General features: G+C 59.2%; 14 protein-coding genes and 2 pseudogenes. 5 read left to right on the forward strand and 11 right to left on the reverse strand.

Features of this window, described 5'->3' with window-relative positions; translation table 11 throughout:
• Window positions 1-2: 2 nt before the first annotated feature.
• The 3 genes from AC3IUE_RS02225 to AC3IUE_RS02235 are packed head-to-tail and all read right to left on the reverse strand — an operon-like array spanning window position 3 to window position 1,754.
• A complete protein-coding gene (locus AC3IUE_RS02225) occupies window positions 3-263 on the reverse strand; it encodes a phosphopantetheine-binding protein (protein WP_008149626.1) in 261 nt (86 codons plus the stop codon).
• Window positions 244-1,053, reverse strand: a complete 810-nt coding sequence (locus AC3IUE_RS02230) for a lysophospholipid acyltransferase family protein (RefSeq protein ID WP_056741227.1) — start codon at window positions 1,051-1,053, stop codon at window positions 244-246. Before AC3IUE_RS02230 ends, AC3IUE_RS02225 begins: the two co-directional genes overlap by 20 nt.
• Window positions 1,029-1,754, reverse strand: coding sequence for a beta-ketoacyl synthase chain length factor (locus AC3IUE_RS02235; protein ID WP_489265296.1), 726 nt, complete (start codon window positions 1,752-1,754; stop codon window positions 1,029-1,031). The genes AC3IUE_RS02230 and AC3IUE_RS02235 overlap by 25 nt, the downstream gene beginning before the upstream one ends.
• A 332-nt stretch (window positions 1,755-2,086) precedes the next feature.
• Here AC3IUE_RS02235 and AC3IUE_RS02240 point away from each other — a divergent pair, with 332 nt between their 5' ends.
• Window positions 2,087-2,857, forward strand: a complete 771-nt coding sequence (locus AC3IUE_RS02240) for a ParA family protein (RefSeq protein WP_262163844.1) — start codon at window positions 2,087-2,089, stop codon at window positions 2,855-2,857.
• A gap of 7 nt (window positions 2,858-2,864) precedes the next feature.
• Here the strand turns inward: AC3IUE_RS02240 and trxC are convergent, their stop codons facing one another.
• The 6 genes and pseudogenes from trxC to AC3IUE_RS02270 form a co-directional block, all read right to left on the reverse strand.
• A complete protein-coding gene (gene trxC / locus AC3IUE_RS02245) occupies window positions 2,865-3,299 on the reverse strand; it encodes a thioredoxin TrxC (protein WP_046045645.1) in 435 nt (144 codons plus the stop codon).
• Between the two features lie 197 nt (window positions 3,300-3,496).
• Window positions 3,497-4,960 carry a protein adenylyltransferase SelO gene (gene selO, locus AC3IUE_RS02250; protein WP_489265299.1) on the reverse strand — a complete coding sequence of 488 codons (1,464 nt, stop codon included), beginning with the start codon at window positions 4,958-4,960 and terminating at the stop codon, window positions 3,497-3,499.
• Between the two features lie 48 nt (window positions 4,961-5,008).
• Window positions 5,009-8,359 (reverse strand): mechanosensitive channel MscK, encoded by a 3,351-nt coding sequence (gene mscK, locus AC3IUE_RS02255; protein WP_489265301.1) that lies wholly within the window; start codon window positions 8,357-8,359, stop codon window positions 5,009-5,011.
• Window positions 8,360-8,393: 34 nt separating this feature from the next.
• Window positions 8,394-10,136: a potassium/proton antiporter gene (locus AC3IUE_RS02260; protein ID WP_056741237.1), complete on the reverse strand. Its 1,743-nt coding sequence runs from the start codon at window positions 10,134-10,136 to the stop codon at window positions 8,394-8,396.
• A gap of 225 nt (window positions 10,137-10,361) precedes the next feature.
• On the reverse strand, window positions 10,362-11,234 hold the full coding sequence (locus tag AC3IUE_RS02265; RefSeq protein WP_371925560.1) for a methyl-accepting chemotaxis protein: 873 nt from the start codon (window positions 11,232-11,234) through the stop codon (window positions 10,362-10,364).
• Window positions 11,217-11,987 (reverse strand): annotated as a pseudogene (locus tag AC3IUE_RS02270) (MCP four helix bundle domain-containing protein); the annotation flags it as partial. The gene AC3IUE_RS02265 and the pseudogene AC3IUE_RS02270, both read right to left, overlap by 18 nt.
• Window positions 11,988-12,262: 275 nt before the next feature.
• Here AC3IUE_RS02270 and AC3IUE_RS02275 point away from each other — a divergent pair.
• Window positions 12,263-12,493: a hypothetical protein gene (locus tag AC3IUE_RS02275; protein WP_008149645.1), complete on the forward strand. Its 231-nt coding sequence runs from the start codon at window positions 12,263-12,265 to the stop codon at window positions 12,491-12,493.
• Window positions 12,490-12,792 carry a cell division protein ZapA gene (locus tag AC3IUE_RS02280; protein WP_489265304.1) on the forward strand — a complete coding sequence of 101 codons (303 nt, stop codon included), beginning with the start codon at window positions 12,490-12,492 and terminating at the stop codon, window positions 12,790-12,792. The genes AC3IUE_RS02275 and AC3IUE_RS02280 overlap by 4 nt, the downstream gene beginning before the upstream one ends.
• Before the next feature lie 97 nt (window positions 12,793-12,889).
• Here AC3IUE_RS02280 and AC3IUE_RS02285 read toward each other — a convergent pair whose 3' ends face one another.
• Complete coding sequence (locus AC3IUE_RS02285; RefSeq protein ID WP_489265306.1) at window positions 12,890-13,123, reverse strand: hypothetical protein; 234 nt, start codon at window positions 13,121-13,123, stop codon at window positions 12,890-12,892.
• A gap of 368 nt (window positions 13,124-13,491) precedes the next feature.
• Between AC3IUE_RS02285 and AC3IUE_RS02290 the strand changes: the two are divergent.
• Window positions 13,492-14,517, forward strand: a pseudogene (locus AC3IUE_RS02290) (HAMP domain-containing protein); the annotation flags it as partial.
• A gap of 135 nt (window positions 14,518-14,652) precedes the next feature.
• A complete protein-coding gene (locus AC3IUE_RS02295; protein ID WP_489268744.1) occupies window positions 14,653-15,384 on the forward strand; it encodes a methyl-accepting chemotaxis protein in 732 nt (243 codons plus the stop codon).
• Between the two features lie 115 nt (window positions 15,385-15,499).
• On the opposite strand, the gene AC3IUE_RS02300 is transcribed toward AC3IUE_RS02295, so the two are convergent.
• Entirely contained in the window at window positions 15,500-17,302 is a 1,803-nt protein-coding gene (locus tag AC3IUE_RS02300) for an acyl-CoA dehydrogenase (RefSeq protein WP_489265307.1), read from the reverse strand.
• Window positions 17,303-17,516 lie beyond the last annotated feature (214 nt).

Raw genomic sequence — 17,516 nt, forward strand, 5'->3', positions numbered from 1 at the left:
TCTCAAGCTGCCTGTTTTGCAGTGACGAACGCCGCAAGGCTCGCCACGTTGCTGAAGTGATTGCGGGTGTCTTTGGCGTCGGCGTCGATTTTGATGCCGTACTTTTTCTGGATGGCCAGGCCGAGTTCCAGGGCGTCTACCGAATCCAGGCCCAAGCCTTCGCCGAACAGCGTCTGGTCGTCGCCGATGTCTTGTGCGCTGATGTCTTCAAGGCCAAGGGCGTCGATGATCAGTTCTTTGATTTCACGGTGTAGATCGCTCATCTTCGGCGAGCTCCTTAATATAGTAATGATGCAAATAGTCATTGAGCTTGCGCGAGGCCTGAGGAGCAGGGCCCAGCGATGCGAAGGCTTGTGGGTCTATATCGGCCCCGACACGGAAACTGAAGTGCACACGGCGTTTGGGGATCCGATACCAGGGCTCGGCCTTGGTCAACGTGGTCGGGCTGACCTTGATGATCACCGGGGTGAGGATTTTCGCACCCCGCAGAGCGATTGCCGCAGCACCCCGATGGAAGGCTGGCGCCTGACCGGGCTGAGTGCGGGTGCCTTCGGGAAAAATGATCAGGGTCTGACCGCTTTTCAGCGCGTCGGCAGCGGCATCGAGCATGTCCATGCTGCCGTCGTTGCTGATGTATTCGATGCAGCGCAGCGGGCCGCGGGTAAAAGGGTTCTCCCAGAGACTTTTCTTGACCACGCAGTTGGCGTGGCGCACCAGACCGATCAGGAACACCACATCAATCAGCGACGGGTGATTGGCAATGATCATTTGCCCCGGTCGACCGAGTTTTTCGGCGCCCTGGATGTCGTAAGTCAGCACGCCGGAGCGAGCCATGAATCGCACAAAAAACCAGAACAGACGGGCGACGGTGTGCCGCGCTCGCCGCCGATGTGTCAGGGCATCGCCGGGCAGGCAGTTCAGTAGCGGGAAAACCACAAGCCGCAGACACAGCCCGCCCAACCCGAACAGGGTGAAGCTTGCGGCGGTAGCCAGCAGGCGCCAGTAATAGGCGTCGCGGTTTTTTTCGGTTACAGGTTGCGTTGCCAGGTCCATACACGATTTTTCCAGGCATATTGGCAGGTTGTCTGCTGGCCGAGCAGGGTACTCAATAGGTTCAGGGCATGGGGCCAGTGGGTTTTGGACAACTCATCCGAGCCGCTGTTCAGGGACAGCTGCCAGTCGTTGCCGGGAGTGATCAGCAGGCCGACCGCGTAAGGGAACGGCACGTCGTCGATCCAGGTCGAGTAGGCTTCGGGCGGTTGCTCTTCGGTGACGATCAGCAGTACCGCGGGAGCACCCTCGGAAAGTAAAGCCGCGGCCTCTAGCATGCCGTGTTCAAGGCCGTCGCCGGCTGCAGCGAGGGCCGTCATTTCGCTGGTTTCGCCGCGCATGATCGACCACAGGCCGATGATCGCGTTGTGCACGGACAGGCTGAATTGAGTCGGCGACAGCGGTTGATCGGCAGCCAGATCGCTGAGGATATCGAAAGTGCGCGGGGTTTCGCCGTGGCGAGAAATAAAGACCAACGGTAGGTCCTGGCGGCCATCAGCCAAGGGCCAGCCGACACTGAACGCCATCCGCGCCAGACGACTGAGTCGCCGGCGCTGCATGGCCGGCAGAAACGAGACGTCGGGGGCGGCATCGCTGCTCGCAAGCACGACCGGTTGTCGGCTCCAGGCCTGCCAATCGTCCACGCTTTCGAGCCCAGGGGCCCACGCGCGCCATTGGGCGATGTTGAAATTGATCACAGACATTCATCCCGCCCCTGCGGGCTTCTTTGACGCGTCGAGTCGCAAAGACCGCGGCTGAGCTTACGTTGCGCATTGCGCCGAGTGACGCGCATTATCCCGGTGCTGCGGACGTGTAGCAAATGCTGGTTACATTTTGCTCAGCGAAATGTACTGGTTGGTCCGCGAAAAACTGTCGTATGGCCATTATCCACGTCGTGGTGGACATGTCTGTCGGCACTGGTTGTTTTTTTATTGAGAGATTGCCGCTGACTGTGTAGTCCCGCTGCCGGCGAGGTAGCTAAGCGGCGCCGTGGACTACTACACTCGGTCATTCTTTGATACACGGAGGTTTTGACATGCGGCGCGTGGTGTTCAATCAGAAAGGTGGCGTAGGCAAATCCAGCATTGCCTGTAATCTGGCAGCGGTCAGTGCCAGCGAGGGTTATCGCACGCTGTTGGTGGATCTCGATGCCCAGGCCAACTCCACTCAGTACCTGACGGGGCTCACCGGTAATGACATTCCTATGGGCATTGCCGACTTTTTCAAACAGACCCTGTCTTCCGGACCGTTCTCGAAGAAAAACCAGGTCGATATCTACGAAACCCCGTTCGACAACCTCCACGTCATCACTGCCACTGCCGAGCTGGCTGACTTGCAGCCCAAGCTTGAGGCCAAACACAAGATCAACAAGCTGCGCAAATTGCTCGAGGAACTGGACGGCGATTACGACCGGATCTACCTCGATACTCCGCCAGCGCTGAATTTTTACGCGGTATCTGCATTGATTGCCGCTGATCGTGTACTGATTCCCTTCGATTGCGACAGCTTCTCGCGTCAGGCGCTGTACGGCCTGTTGGCGGAAATCGAAGAATTGAAGGACGACCACAACGAAGGACTGGAAGTCGAAGGTATTGTCGTTAACCAGTTCCAGGCTCGCGCCAGTCTGCCCCAGCAAATCCTCGACGAACTGATCGCCGAAGGCCTGCCGGTATTACCGGTGTACCTGGGCAGCTCGGTGCGCATGCGTGAATCCCACCAGGCCAACACACCGCTGATCCACCTCGACCCGCGTCATAAGCTGACGCAGCAATTCGTCGAGCTGCACAACTTGCTGGAAAATGCCTGACTGCTCTTCAGATCCCTTGGCTACGCAACCAGCTCATCAACTGCGGTAACGGGAAGGCGCCGCTCTGTCGTGCCACTTCCCGACCGTTCTTGAACAGAATCAGACTCGGGATCGAACGGATCCCCAGCTGCGCCGACAGCTGCTGGTTTGCCTCGCTGTCCAGCTTGGCCAGTCGACACTTGCCCGCCAATTGCACCGCCGCCTGCTCGAACACCGGCGCAAACGACTTGCACGGCCCACACCAATCCGCCCAAACGTCCACCAGCAGCGGCAGATCGCCTTTGATCTGGCTGGCGTAATCGCTTTGCTTCAGTTCGAAGGGTTTATTCAGCAGGACTTCGGCTTTGCAACGGCCGCATTTTGGATGGTCGTTGAGGCGTTCGGCGGGGATGCGGTTGAGGCCGTTGCAGTGGGGGCAGGGGATGAGGAGTGGGTCGGTCATGGTTGGCTCTTCAAAAGTTGGCAGTCGATGCGATGGATCTGGAGGCAAAGCCCCCGTTTATCAAGGCAGAGATCTGTAGGCAGGAGCCTTCTGCAATTGGAGAGGCGACCTACAGGTTGTCGATCATAGGCGACTATATTGAAGCCTATGACCGCGCGCACCGATCAATGCCAATTTGAAATATTCAGTGTTCTACCTCAAGACGAACAACTGATCTCCAGATGCTTGCCCCACTCCGGCGGCCGCTCGGCATAGCTCTCCATCCCCGGCTGCTCCTCGAACGGATTACTCAGCACCGCGTGCAGACGACGAACTTCTGAATAGTCGCCACTCTCCGCCGCATCGATGGCTTTCTGTGCCAGGTAGTTACGCAGGATGTACAGCGGATTGACCGCATGCATGCGTTTGCGGCGTTGTTCCTGATCAACCTCGCCTTCACGCGTCACCCGGGTGATGTAGAGCTCGCCCCAGGCATCGAAGCCTTTGATGTCGACGAAGTCATCGCGCAAACGGGCGACGGCCAGTTCAGGTGATTCTTCCCCCAAACGGCGGAAGAACAGGCTGTAGTCGACGCCACTGTTCTGCATCAGTTGCAGCAGGTGCTCCAGCAGTTTCTGGTCATCGTCTTCGGCCTGAGTGAAACCGAGGCGGCGGCGCATCAGGTCCAGGTAATGGGCCTGGTACAGCGGGAAGTACAGGCCGAGGGTTTCACGCAGGGCTTCGACGCTGATGAACGGCGTCAGGGCCTGGGCCAGGGCGCTGAGGTTCCACTGGCCGATCGGCACCTGGTTGCTGAAGGAGTAACGGCCCTGGTCATCGGAGTGGTTGCAGATGAAGTGGGCGTCGAAGTCGTCGAGGAAGGCGAACGGGCCGTAGTCGAAGGTAATGCCGAGGATCGACATGTTGTCGGTGTTCATCACGCCGTGGCAGAAGCCATAGGCCTGCCATTTGGCGATCAGTTCGGCATTGCGCTCGACAATTTCGCGAAACATCGCCAGGTACGGCTCCGGCTGTTCCAGGCATTCCGGGAAATGCATGGCCAGCACGTGGTCGCCGAGTTCTTTCTGCTTCTCGGGACGTTTGGTGTAGTAGAAATATTCGAAATGCCCGAAACGCACATGGCTCGGCGCCATGCGCAGGACCATGGCCGCGCGTTCCTGCTTCTCGCGCCACACCGGCGTGTCGGAGCCGATTACGCATAGGGCGCGGGTGGTCGGGATGTTCAGGGCATTCAGCGCTTCGGAGGCAAGAAATTCGCGGATCGAGGACCGCAGGACCGCCCGCCCATCACCCATGCGCGAAAAGGGCGTCTGGCCGGCACCCTTGAGGTGCAGGTCCCAATGCTCGCCGGCCTCGTTGTAGACCTCGCCCAGCAACAGACCGCGACCATCGCCCAGTTGTGGGTTGTAGGAACCGAACTGATGACCCGAATAGACCATCGCCCTCGGGATCGCGTCAGCCCAGAGCTTATGGCCGCTGAACAGTTCGGCGAACTCCGGGGTTTCGGCCACGTCAGGGTCGAGATCGAGCAATGCCATGGCGGCGGGGCTGGCCACCACCAGACGCGGATTGTCGATGGGCTCGGGCAGCACGTGGGTGGAAAACGTATCGCCCAGGCGGGCGAAACGATTATCGAAGGTCAGTTCGTCGAGGGCTTTCAAGGGCCATCTCCAGCAGAATGTCCGAGCATTCTGCTAGGGATAGGACGGTTAGTCGAGTTTGGCGGCTGGCGGCTCTTGAGGCGCTTGACCATCCACCTTAGGCGCAATGGTTTTCACTTCCGGATCGACGGGCACCATTCTGTATTCCTGGCCCTGGATGTTCTTGAGGTAAACCTCCATCTGCCGGAACGAGATGTTGATGTGCTGTTTCTTGAACTCGCGATTGATGAAGCGGTTGACCTCATCGAGCACCGGGTTACGGTCGCCGAGGTCACGCACGTGCATGCGCAGCTCGTGGTCGAGGGTGCTTTCGCCGAAGTTCAGGAAGTACACGTGGGGTTCCGGGTCTTTCAACACTCGCGGGTTATCGCGCGCGGCCTTGAGCAGCAATTCCTTGACCAGGTCCAGGTCCGAGCCGTAATCGACACCGAGCTTGAGGGTCACTCGGGTGATGGTGTCGGTCAGGGACCAGTTGATCAATTGTCCTGTAATGAACGTTTTGTTCGGGACGATGATGTCCTTGCGGTCGAAGTCGGTGATGGTCGTGGCACGGATGCGGATCTTGCTCACCGTGCCGGACAGGTTACCAATGGTGATGGTGTCGCCGATCCGTACCGGACGTTCGAACAGGATCATGATCCCGGAGATGAAGTTGGCGAAGATTTCCTGCATCCCGAAGCCGAGACCCACCGACAGCGCCGCCACCAGCCATTGCAACTTGTCCCAACTCACGCCGAGAGTCGACAGGGTCGAGACGAAACCGATGCCAGCGATCACGTAAGACAGCAAGGTGGTGGTGGCATAAGCACTGCCCTGAGCCAGGTTCAGCTTCGACAGCACCAACACTTCCAGCAACCCCGGCAAGTTGCGCGCGAGGGCGAAGGTGATGCCGATGATGATCAGTGCGCCGAGCATGTCGCCAATGCTGATCGGCACCATGCTCATGTTGGCGCCGGTACCGCTGGTGTATTCGTAGAGGGTGACGTTATCCAGGTACGAGAACACAGAGATCAGGTCCGACCAGACCCAGTACAACGCCGCGATGAAACCGCCAAGCAGTGCCAGGCGGATCAGGCGCAGGGACTGTTCGTTGACCTTCTCGATATCCAGCGTTGGCTCTTCGATCACCGCTTCGCCATCGCCGGCCTCTTTCGCGGCCTGGCGTTTGGCCAAGGCGCGCTGGTAGGCCAGACGGCGTGCCGCAACGCTGAGGCCGCGCACGAAGGTGGCCTCGATCACCAGCCAGAACATCAGCAGGTAAAGGGTGTTGATCAACCGGTCACTGAGCTTAAGCGCGGTGTAGTAGTAGCCAAAACACACCGCTACGAACAGCGCGACAGGCAGGACGGTGAACATGATCCCCACGGCCTTGCGGAACAGCGAAGCGTTCTGGTGAGTCGGGCTGCTGATCAGCAGGCGGCTGAGCAGCCAGGCCATCAACGCGTAGCAGGTCAGCACTACCGGCATGCCGAGTACATCATCGGCCAGAGTCGCGGGTTGCAGTTCGGCGACCGCCACCACCGCGACCAAGGCCATGACCACCAGCCCGAGTCGACGGACCCAGCCCTGGAGGAATTCGACCTGAGGTTTTTCCCAGCGAAAATGCAGTTCGGCCACGCCGCCCGGCGCGAGGATCCGGTAAGCGGTGTAGAACACCAGCCAGGCCTGAGCCATTTGCAGCAGCGCTGCGCCCATGTTCGCGTTCTGTCCGCGGGCGTCGATTTGCAAGGCCAGGCCACACAAGGCCAGGCCCAGGGAAACCGGCATCGCCAGCAGAATGTTGATCAGGATTGCCTGCGGCGTGTGCCACTGGCTGTCGCGTTTGAAGTGGCCGATGTCCTGGTGAACCTTGCTCAGTCGGGCGTACAGGCTTTTGCGCCGCCATAGCAGGGCACCGATCAACAGCGCCAGGGGCAGGAACAGCAGCGGCCGTTGGGTCAGGCCGTCACTTAATTCGCTCAGGCTGGAAGCCCACGGCAGCGTGGTGACCTGACGTTCCAGGCGCTCCGGCACGGCGCGCATCCACTCCGGGTCCAGCGGTTTGTTGCTGGGAATCCAGAACATCTGCTCATCGAGGGTCGCCCGCAGGCTTTGCGCGGTGCTGAGCAGTTGCTTCTGATTGAGTTGCAACGTGATGGATTCATTGAGCACCGCGCTGAGTTCGCGGTTCAGCCGCTCCAGCAGGTCGGCGCGGGTCGTGGCCAGTTCCAGCAGGCTCTTGCGCAATTGCGGGGTGACTTGCTCGGGAGGCTGAGTCGACAGCAGGTTGTCGACGTAGGTCGCCGGGTTGCTGAGCAGTTCCCGTTGCTGGCTGACTTCGAATTGATACAGACGAATGTCGGCGATCTGGTCGGCCAGGTCACGGTCGAGCCTGAGCCGTGGCAGGGCCTGTTTCTGTTTGTAGAGAATCTTGGAGAGCAGCAGGCTGCCCTTGAGCACGTTGATCTGCTCGTCCAGCGCCGAATCGCTCTGGGTCACGTTGTCCAGTTGTTGCTTGGTCTGCAGGTTCTGCTGGGTGACTTCATTGAGACGGTCGGTGCTTTTGAGCAGGTAGTCCGAGAGTTTCAGGTTGGCCGCGCTTTCGGTAGCCAGCAGGCTGCTGCCGCCGGACTTCTGCGCTTCGATGGACTGCTGCGTCACCGTCTCCTGGGACTGGGCCAGGCGCTTCTGGTTGATCAGGTTTTGCAGCTCCTGGATTTCCTGATCCAGACGATCGGATTTTTCCGAGAGCAAGTCATGTTGGCTTTTGCCCAAGTCCTGCAACTGGCTGTTGCCGGCCAGTTCCTGGCGACGCAACGGGATCAGGGCGTTCAGTGCCGCGAGTTCGGCGTTGAGCAGATCGCGTTGCTCAGGGGTCAAGGTCTTGCCGGCGTCCTTGCCGGCCTTGAGGATGTTGTTGATCTGCTGGATGCGTGTCTGGCTGGTGGAAATTTCGGCCTGTGCGCGCTCGGGGCGGGTCTGGGCAGTGATCACCAGACTATTGGCATCAGCCAGGGATTTCTGCAGATCGCTTTGCTGGGTGGAGCGCTCGGTGAGCATCTGCTCCAGTTGTTGAATAGGCTCTTTGGCATAGCGCTGCGGTACTGGCGGCAGTTTGGAGGCTTTGAGCTTGGTCAGTTCTCGCTGGTTCTCGATGTTCTGCTTTGGGGCGTTGGCCAATTGCTGCTTGAGATCGGCCAGTTTCTGCTCGTAATCACGCTGGTTGTTGAGCTGTGTCAGCGTGCTTTGCAGGATGCTCTGCAGGGCTTTCTGATCGGCTTCCGGCAGTTTGCGGTCGGCGATCTTGTCCAGGTTCGCCTGCACGGCTTCGCTGGACGGCGGTTCGGCCGCTTGCAATGTACCGACTGAAAGACTCAAGCCCAGCAGGGCCGTGATGATAAACGTGCGCAGGGTTGACATAGAGACCGATCGAAAGCGAGACGAAGTGTGGAGTTTAGAGGAAGAGTCCCGGACCGGGGCGACTTCCTTCGGGGAATCTGACGCCCACTTTACCGATCTTGTTCCCTTCCATGACCGCGACGGTCCAAATGGTGTTGTTCCACTCCACCTGGTCACCGACGACTGGCGCACCACCCACTTTCTGGGCAATGAAGTGGCCGAGCGACATGTCCGGATCGATGCCTTCCACTTTCAACCCGTACAGCGCCGCAACCGCAGCCAGTTGGGCGTCTCCTTCGAGCACGAAGTCGCCGAAGAAGCGCAGATCGAGGCCCCGTTGCGGTGCCTGACTGAAGAGTTTTCCGAGGGCGGGAAGGTTGTGTTCATGGCCGATTACGCACAGCAAATCGTCGACTTCGAGCACCGTACTACCCGACGGATGGAGCAGTTGCTGGCGACGAAACAGGGCTGCGATGCGAGTGCCTTCGGGCATTTTCAGTTCGCGAAGGGGCGAGCCGATGCACCATTTCTCGGCACCGAGGCGATAAACGAACAGCTCCCACTCACTGGTGACGTGCACTTCCAGGGCGGCGCGGGAGATCGGCGCCGGCTCCGGCGGAACGGTCACTTTCAAAAGCTTCGCCACCCACGGCAGGCTCGTACCCTGCACCAGCAGCGACACCAACACGATAAAGAAGGCGAGGTTGAAATAGAGCTGGGCGTTGGGCAGGCCGGCCATCAGCGGAAACACCGCCAGAATGATCGGGACCGCGCCGCGTAACCCGACCCAGGAAATGAACGCCTTCTCGCGCCCATGGAAGGCCTTGAAGGGCAGCAGGCCGACGATCACCGACAACGGCCGGGCAAACAGAATCATCCACAGCGCCAGACCCAGAGCGGGCAAGGCAATCGGCAACAAGTCGTGGGGCGTCACCAGCAGCCCCAGCACCAGGAACATGCCGATTTGCGCCAGCCAGGCCATGCCATCGAGCATGTGCAAAATGCCGTGGCGGCTGCGCACCGGGCGGTTGCCGATGACCAGGCCGCACAGGTAAACCGCCAAAAAGCCGCTGCCGTGCAAGGCGTTGGTCAGGGCAAACACGACCAATCCGCCAGCAATGACCAGAATCGGATACAGGCCAGTGGCCAAGTGGATGCGGTTGACCAGTTGCAGCATGAACCAGCCGCCGCCCAGACCGATGACAGCACCGATACCGAACTCACGCATCAAGTGCCCGAGCAGGCTCCAGTGCAGGCCGGTCTGGCCGCTGGCGAGCATGTCGATCAGGGTTACGGTGAGAAACACCGCCATCGGGTCGTTGCTGCCGGACTCGATCTCGAGGCTGGCGGTCACCCGTTCGTTCAGGCCTTTGCCACCGAGCAGCGAGAACACCGCCGCGGCGTCGGTGGAGCCGACGATAGCGCCGATCAGCAGGCCCTGAATCAGGTTCAGGTTGAACAGCCACGCGGCGGCCATGCCGGTCAACCCGGTGGTGATCAACACCCCGACCGTCGCCAGCGACAGCGCCGGCCATAACGCCACGCGGAAGCTGGAAACCCGGGTGCGCAAGCCGCCGTCGAGCAGGATGACGGCCAGCGCGAGGTTGCCGACCAGATAAGCCGTTGGGTAGTTATCGAAAATAATGCCGGCGCCATCGACGCCGGCCGACATGCCCACCGCGAGGATGATCACCAGAATCGGGATACCGAGGCGCGATGAAAGAGAGCTCACCAGAATGCTTGCACCTACCAGCAACGCGCCGATCAAGAACAGGCTGTTGATGGTCGTCGCATTCAAAGGCAGTACTCCAGAAAGCTGAAAGGCGGGCGCAAACTGACCATGCAGTCTGCGTGCCAGCGATTCTAACCTGTTGAAATGTGATGCTGTCAAAAAGCTTTTGACGGTGATCGTTCCCACGCTCTGCGTGGGAATGCAGCCCGGGACGCTCCGCGTCCCTAGAGCGGACGCAGAGCGTCCGGTGAGGCATTCCCACGCAGAGCGTGGGAACGATCATGGGTGAGGTTAAAGGCTAAACCGCCCAACCATGTTGTTCAGGTCCAGCGCCAACCGCGACAGCTCATTGCTCGCGGCACTCGTCTGATTCGCCCCGGTCGCCGACTGCACCGACAAATCACGAATGTTCACCAGGTTGCGATCCACTTCACGGGCAACCTGTGCCTGCTCTTCGGCAGCGCTGGCGATGACCAGGTTGCGTTCGTTGATTTCGACGATGGCGCTATTAATAGTGTCCAGCGACATGCCAGCACCACGAGCGATGTTCAACGTCGATTCAGCACGCTCGGTGCTGTTGCGCATCGAATCCACCGCGTGTTCGGTTCCGCTCTGGATGCTGCCGATCATGCGTTCGATTTCGCTGGTCGACTGCTGGGTGCGATGGGCCAGGGCACGCACCTCATCCGCTACTACGGCAAAACCACGACCGGCCTCACCGGCACGGGCTGCTTCGATGGCTGCGTTCAATGCCAGCAAGTTGGTCTGGTCAGCCAGGCCGCGAATCACGTCCAGCACTTTGCCGATGTCACGGGACTCGTTGGCCAGGTCACCGATCAGGGTCGCGGTGCTCTGCACATCGGCGCTCATGCGTTCGATGGCGCTGACGGTTTCCTGCACCAGGTCACGGCCATCACCGGCGGAGGTGGTGGCGTTTTTCGAGGCTTCGGACGTGCTGACGGCATTGCGCGCGACTTCTTCCACGGCGCTGGTCATTTCGTTGACCGCGGTGGCGGCCTGTTCGATTTCGTTGTTTTGCTGGGTCAGGCCGCGGGCGCTTTCGTCGGTGACACTATTGAGCTCTTCAGCGGCGGACGCCAGTTGCGTGGCGGACCCGGAAATCCGTTGCAGAGTGTCGCGCAGCTTGTCCTGCATTTTCGACATGGCCAGCAGCAAGCGGCCGGCTTCGTCCTCACCGTCTACTGTGATCGGGCGAGTCAGGTTGCCTTCAGCTATTTCTTCGGCGGCGCTCAGGGCATTGGCGATCGGCTTGGTGATGCTGTTGGTCAGCAACCAGGCGAACAACAACGTCAGGCCGGTGGCGATCACCAGCAGCGTTACCACCAGATTGAACGCCGAGGAGTACTGGTCGGCAGCTTGCTGATTGGTGTCGACGGTCTGCTGCGTGTTGATCTCCAGCAAACGGTTCAACACGGTGTTCACCGCTTCGGAGTTGGTCAGCAGTTCGGTATTGAGCAAGGTGCGCAGTTCATCGACCTGATTGTTGCGCGACAAAGTCTTCATGCGGTCTTCGATCTGACGGTACTGGCCGAGCAACTGCACGTACTGGTCGTAGGCCGAACGTTCCTGCGGGTTGGTGATCAGTTTTTCGTAAGTCGCCTGAGCGGCACGAATCTGCTGATTGCGGGTTTCCAGCAGTTCCATGGTCTTTTGCTGGACGTCCGGCTCGCGGTTCACCAGCAAACGGTAGGACAGCACGCGCAGGCGCAGGGTGAGTTGCGTGAACTCGTCGAGGCTTTTGATGCTCGGCACGCTGCTCAAGGTGATGTCCTCGGCGGCACCGCGAATCTTGCTCATCTGGTTCAAGGCGAACACACCCAGAATCAGCATCAGGCCGCCAATCAGGGCAAAACCGAGGAACGCCCGTGGCGCGATATTCATATTACGAAGGGACATGGTGTTTACCGAAATGAGCGCATCCGTGCGGCGCTGAGACTGACGTATGGGTGACTTATCGGTCGTACGACTAAAGTCTTGAGGCCCTGCGCGTTTTTGTCGCACAAAGGCTCCGGCGACGAAGTGCAGGAACCAGATCCGCCAATCACAGTCTTTAAAGTTCGCGAGGAAGGTCGCCCGCCAGGAAAATCAAGGCCTTGCGCCCCAATAACCCTGGCATCCGTGGTGACTTTTCTTTATCGTACGCGCCCTTTGAAAATGCTTGGAAAATCAAAATGTTGGAAGCATCCCTAAGCCAATTGGAACAGCTGGTCAGCGACCTGGTGCAACAGAACCAGACCCTGCTCGGCACCAACCAAACCCTGAGCGCAGAACTGGCTCAGGCCAAGGATGAAAACGAGAGCCTGCAACTGAGCCTGATGGAACAGGAAGAGAAACAAGGTGCCACCGCCGCACGTATCCAGGCCCTGGTTGAGCGCGTAAGCGCCGGCCCAGTCAGCGCATGAATCACGGCGCCGCAGGGGTAAAAGTCGTCTCGATCCTGGGGGAGGACTATTCGATCAAGGCGCCAGCCGGGGAAGAGCAAACCCTGCTGGACGCCGCGTTAATGCTGAAGGCTGCCCTGGCCGACACCAAACGGAAGTACCCGACGCTGATCGGTGACCGCTTGCTGGTGCTGGCCGCGATGAATCTGTGCTCGCAGCAGATCGAAATGCAGAAACAGCACAAGCAGGAACTCGACCGTTACCAAGAGCAAGTCAGCGCCACGGTTGAAGTGATCTCCAAGACTATTGAGAGAAATTAATATTTTCTACACTTGCCCGAATAGGCGATCCTAGAAGTTCTATTCTTTGCAGCTCAAGTGTGCATGGAGTCCCGGCGAGGGACTCCAGACATATTGTTTATCCAGGAAATGCGAAGGTAAATTGAACTTCGTAATCGCCGAATTGGCTGTTTCCTGGAACTTCGATGAATTCTTTTCTTGCTACTCGGTATTTTGACCCGTCTAAAAGGGTTATGTGGTCATCAACGGCCATGTATTTGCCCAGGTCACTGAATGGCAAGCTCCTGCTATCTGCTAGAGCAAGATTGAGAGGCTGACCATCTTCTTTCAAGAATTTTACGTTAGTGATCATCGCATTAACTCCATTGTCGAATTCATAGTTGTGAGACTGATGCCTGAATAGGCGCACTTGAAGACGACGATGTTGTACCCTTCCAAGTCCCTTCGATTTTATTGGTTTTTTCGGATTTGTAACCTGTCATAAGTGACAGTTGTGGATGTGCAGCGGATGTGCTGCCGAGGCGCATGCAGTATCAAGGTTGAAGGTGATCGCCAAGACGATCAATCAGGCCTGATCGGCTTTGCGCACAACCAAAGAATAAATTGTCGTTTGCGTTGTATACAGTCGGCACGGCTGTTGCAGCGTTTCAGCCTCTTATTCTTTGGGGGTGCTCCATGCAGTTCTGGCGACGCAGTATTCAATGGCAGTTGATCCTGAGCATGGGCACCGCCCTGCTGGTCAGTATTCTGATCGTGGTTGGCATTTATACCCTCGTGGTCAACCGTCTCGCCGAGCGCTATCTGGTCGAACAAGCGTTACCGTCGAGCATCGAAGCGATGCGCAACGACATCGAGCGAATCCTCGTACAACCCCTCACCGCCGCCAAGGACATCGCCAGCAATAGCATGGTGCGCGAGTGGCTGGTCGGGGGCGAAAACAGCGCCCAGACCAACACCTTCGTCACCTATCTGGAAGGCATCCGCGCCGAGCACAAAGCCTTTACCGCGATTATTGTCGGCACCGCGTCCAACCATTACTTCACTGAAAAAGGCCTGGACCGGACCCTCAGTCGCTCCAATCCAAAGGACGCCTGGTTCTATGCTTTCCTCGACAGCAACCAGCCGCGCACCCTCAATATCGACAATGACACCGCCACCGGCGAATTGGCCCTGTTCATCGACTTCAAGGTCGAGCAGGCCGGCAAAGTCGTGGGCGTTGCCGGGCTCGGCCTGAGCATGAAAGAGTTGTCGGAGCTGATCCACAACTTCAACTTCGGTGAGCGCGGCAAGGTCTATCTCGTGCGTTCCGACGGTTTGATCCAGGTTCACCCCGAAGCGCAGTTCAGTGGCAAACGCACGCTGGTTGAACAGATCGGCGCCCCGGCAGCGCAAGCCGTCATGGGCCAACAAGCTGCCACCCACAGCAGCTTCGAGCGCGAAGGCGAAGATTTCCTGGCATTGAGCCTGCCGTTGCGGGACTTGGGCTGGACCCTGGTGGCCGAAGTGCCACAGTCGCAGATCTACGCCGAAGCCCGCCGCGCGATGTGGATGAGCAGTGGTATCGGCCTGGCGGTGGCGCTGGTTTGCCTGATGCTGGTGGTGTTGTTGGCCCGTGGATTGGTGCGGCCGATCCGTCAGGTAACAGCAGCACTGGTAGCCATCGGTAGCGGTGGTGGAGATTTGACCCACAGGTTAGATTCCAGTCGCGCCGATGAACTGGGCGACCTGGCGCGTGGCTTCAATCGATTCCTTGAAAGTCAGCGCGACATGATTGGCGAAGTGCTGACCACCAGCGAGCGTTTACGCACGGCAGTCGGCCAGGTGGCGCGGGTGGTGGACAACACCGCCGAACGTTCCGGCCGGCAGCAGGAAATGACCGACATGGTCGCCACCGCCGTCCACGAAATGGGCCTGACCGTGCAGGAAATCGCCCAGAACGCTGGTAACGCTGCGGTGGCTTCACAAACTGCCCGCGATGAAGCGATGCAGGCGCGGGAAGTGGTGGGCGGGTCGATCCGGCATATTGAAAGCATGTCCGATGAAATCGGCCTCGCTGCCAGTGCGGTGGGCGAGTTGGCCCATCAGGTGGCGTCCATCGATCAGGTGCTGGCGGTGATTCGCGGGATTTCCGAGCAGACCAATTTGCTCGCGCTCAACGCGGCCATCGAAGCGGCGCGGGCCGGGGACATGGGGCGTGGGTTTGCGGTCGTGGCGGATGAGGTGCGGACGTTGGCGCGGCGGACGCAGGCGTCGACTGATGAGATTCAGCAGATGATCGGCAGCCTCAAGCAAGGCGCGGAGAACGCGGTATCGTCGATGCACACTGGGCAAGCTGCGACGGGCACGGGTGTCGAATCGAGCCAACGCACCGGGGCGTCGTTGACGGCGATTACCGGCCAGGTCGAGCGCATCAGCGACATGAACCATCAGGTGGCGGCGGCGACGGAAGAGCAGTCGGTGGTGACGGAAGAGATTAACCGGAACGTGCAGGGGATTTCTGATCTGGCGCGGGCGACGGCAGGAGAGGTCAGAGCTTGCCGTGAAGACTGTCAGACGTTACAGCGCTTGGCGGATGATTTGGCGCGACAGATGGGTAGCTTCAAGCTGAGTTGATGTGTTGTCTGCGCTGACGCCATCGCGAGCAGGCTCACTCCTACAGTTGATCGCATTTCAACTGTAGGAGTGAGCCTGCTCGCGATTGGTTTTCAGCTATGCCAAAGATTCAGGATCAGAACCACTCATCCTGCATGTTCAGGCACACATCATCCCGCGCCTCAAGAATCGCCAGTTCATGGTGGCAACCCGGCACTTCCCACGTCAGAAAATACCGCGCCGCCTGCAGCTTGCCTCTATAGAAGCTCACATCCGCCGCATTCCCTTTGGTCAATCCTTCCTCAGCGCGAATCGCCTGCTCCAGCCAGCGCCAGCCAATCACCGTGTGCCCGAACACTTTCAGGTACAGCGCCGAGTTCGCCAGGCTGCTATTAACCTTGCCTTGCCCCAAATCCGTCAGCAAACCAATGGTCACGGTTTGCAGGCGCGCCACCAATTTCTCCAACGGCTCACGCAGCGCGGTCAACGATTCATACGCTTGAGCGCGCTCGGCGGTATCGGCAATCAGACGGATCAATTGCTTGAGCCCCGCACCACCGTTCTGCGCCAGTTTGCGGCCCAGCAAATCCAGCGATTGAATGCCGTGAGTCCCTTCGTGAATCGGGTTCAGGCGGTTGTCGCGGTAATACTGCTCCACCGGGTATTCGCGGGTGTAGCCGTGGCCGCCGAGTATCTGGATCGCCAGTTCGTTAGCCTTCAGGCAAAACTCCGACGGCCAGGATTTGACGATCGGCGTCAGCAAATCCAGCAGTTCGTGGGCCTGTTTGCGCTCGGCTTCAGTCTCAAGCGTCGTGGTGTCGTCAAACAGTCTCGCCGCGTACAACCCAAGGTCGAACGAACCTTCGACGTAGGCTTTCTGGGTCAGCAACATGCGTTTGACGTCGGCGTGCTGAATGATCGCCACCGGCGCGGTGTTCGGGTCCTTGCTGTCCGGCACGCGACCTTGCGGACGCTCGCGGGCGTATTCCAGGGAATACAGATAACTGGCGTAACCGAGCATCACCGCGCCCATGCCGACGCCGATCCGCGCCTCGTTCATCATCTGGAACATGTAGCTCAAGCCATGGTGCGGCTTGCCCACGAGGTAGCCGACACACTCGCCGTTGTCGCCGAAGTTCAGCGCGGTGGAGGTGGTGCCGCGCCAGCCCATCTTGTGGAACAAGCCGGCCAGCAGCACGTCGTTGCGTTTGCCCAGACTGCCGTCATCGTTGACCAGAAACTTGGGCACGATGAACAGCGAAATTCCTTTCACGCCAGCCGGTGCATCCGGCAACTTGGCCAGCACCATGTGCACGATGTTTTCCGACAACGGGTGATCGCCGCCGGAGATGAAAATCTTGTTGCCCTTGAGCCGATACGTGCCGTCAGACGAAGGCTCTGCGCGGGTACGAATATCCGACAGCGACGAGCCGGCATGCGGTTCGGTCAGCGCCATGGTGCCGAAGAAGCGTCCGTCGATCATCGGTTGCAGGAAGCGCTGTTTCTGCTCCTCAGTGCCGAAACTTTCGATCAGGTTCGCCGCGCCCATGGTCAGGAACGGATAAGAGGTCGACGCCGCGTTGGCCGACTGAAAATGCGCAAAGCAGGCCTGGGACAACAACGTAGGAAGTTGCATCCCGCCCGCATCGAAACTGCGCGCAGCGTTGAGGAAACCGGCTTCGAGGAAGGCGTCCACCGCTGGTTTCACTTCCGGAATCAGAATCGCCTGACCGTCCTCATAGCGCGGCTCATTCTCGTCGCCCTTGCGGTTATGCGGAGCGAAGAACTTCTCGGCGATGGTGCGGGCGGTGCCGATGGCGGCGTCGAAGGTCTCGCGGTTGTGCTCGGCGAAGCGCTCACGCTGGGTCAGGCCTTCGGCATCGAGGACTTCGTACAGCTCGAAAGCCAGATTGCGGGAACTGAGCAACGTCTCGGACATGGCGGCCTACCTGAAATTGGGGTTGGGCCGAGTCTAAGGCGGGGAATAGAGGCTGGATACGATGATTGATGGGAGTGATGGAGAGGTGGGGGCAACACTAATCAAATGTAGGAGTGAGCCTGCTCGCGATGGCGATGGCACAGTCAAAATGGATGTGACTGACTGACAGACCGCTATCGCGAGCAGGCTCACTCCTACAAGGGATTTGATTGCC

The organism is Pseudomonas sp. GL_093, from assembly GCF_057837605.1.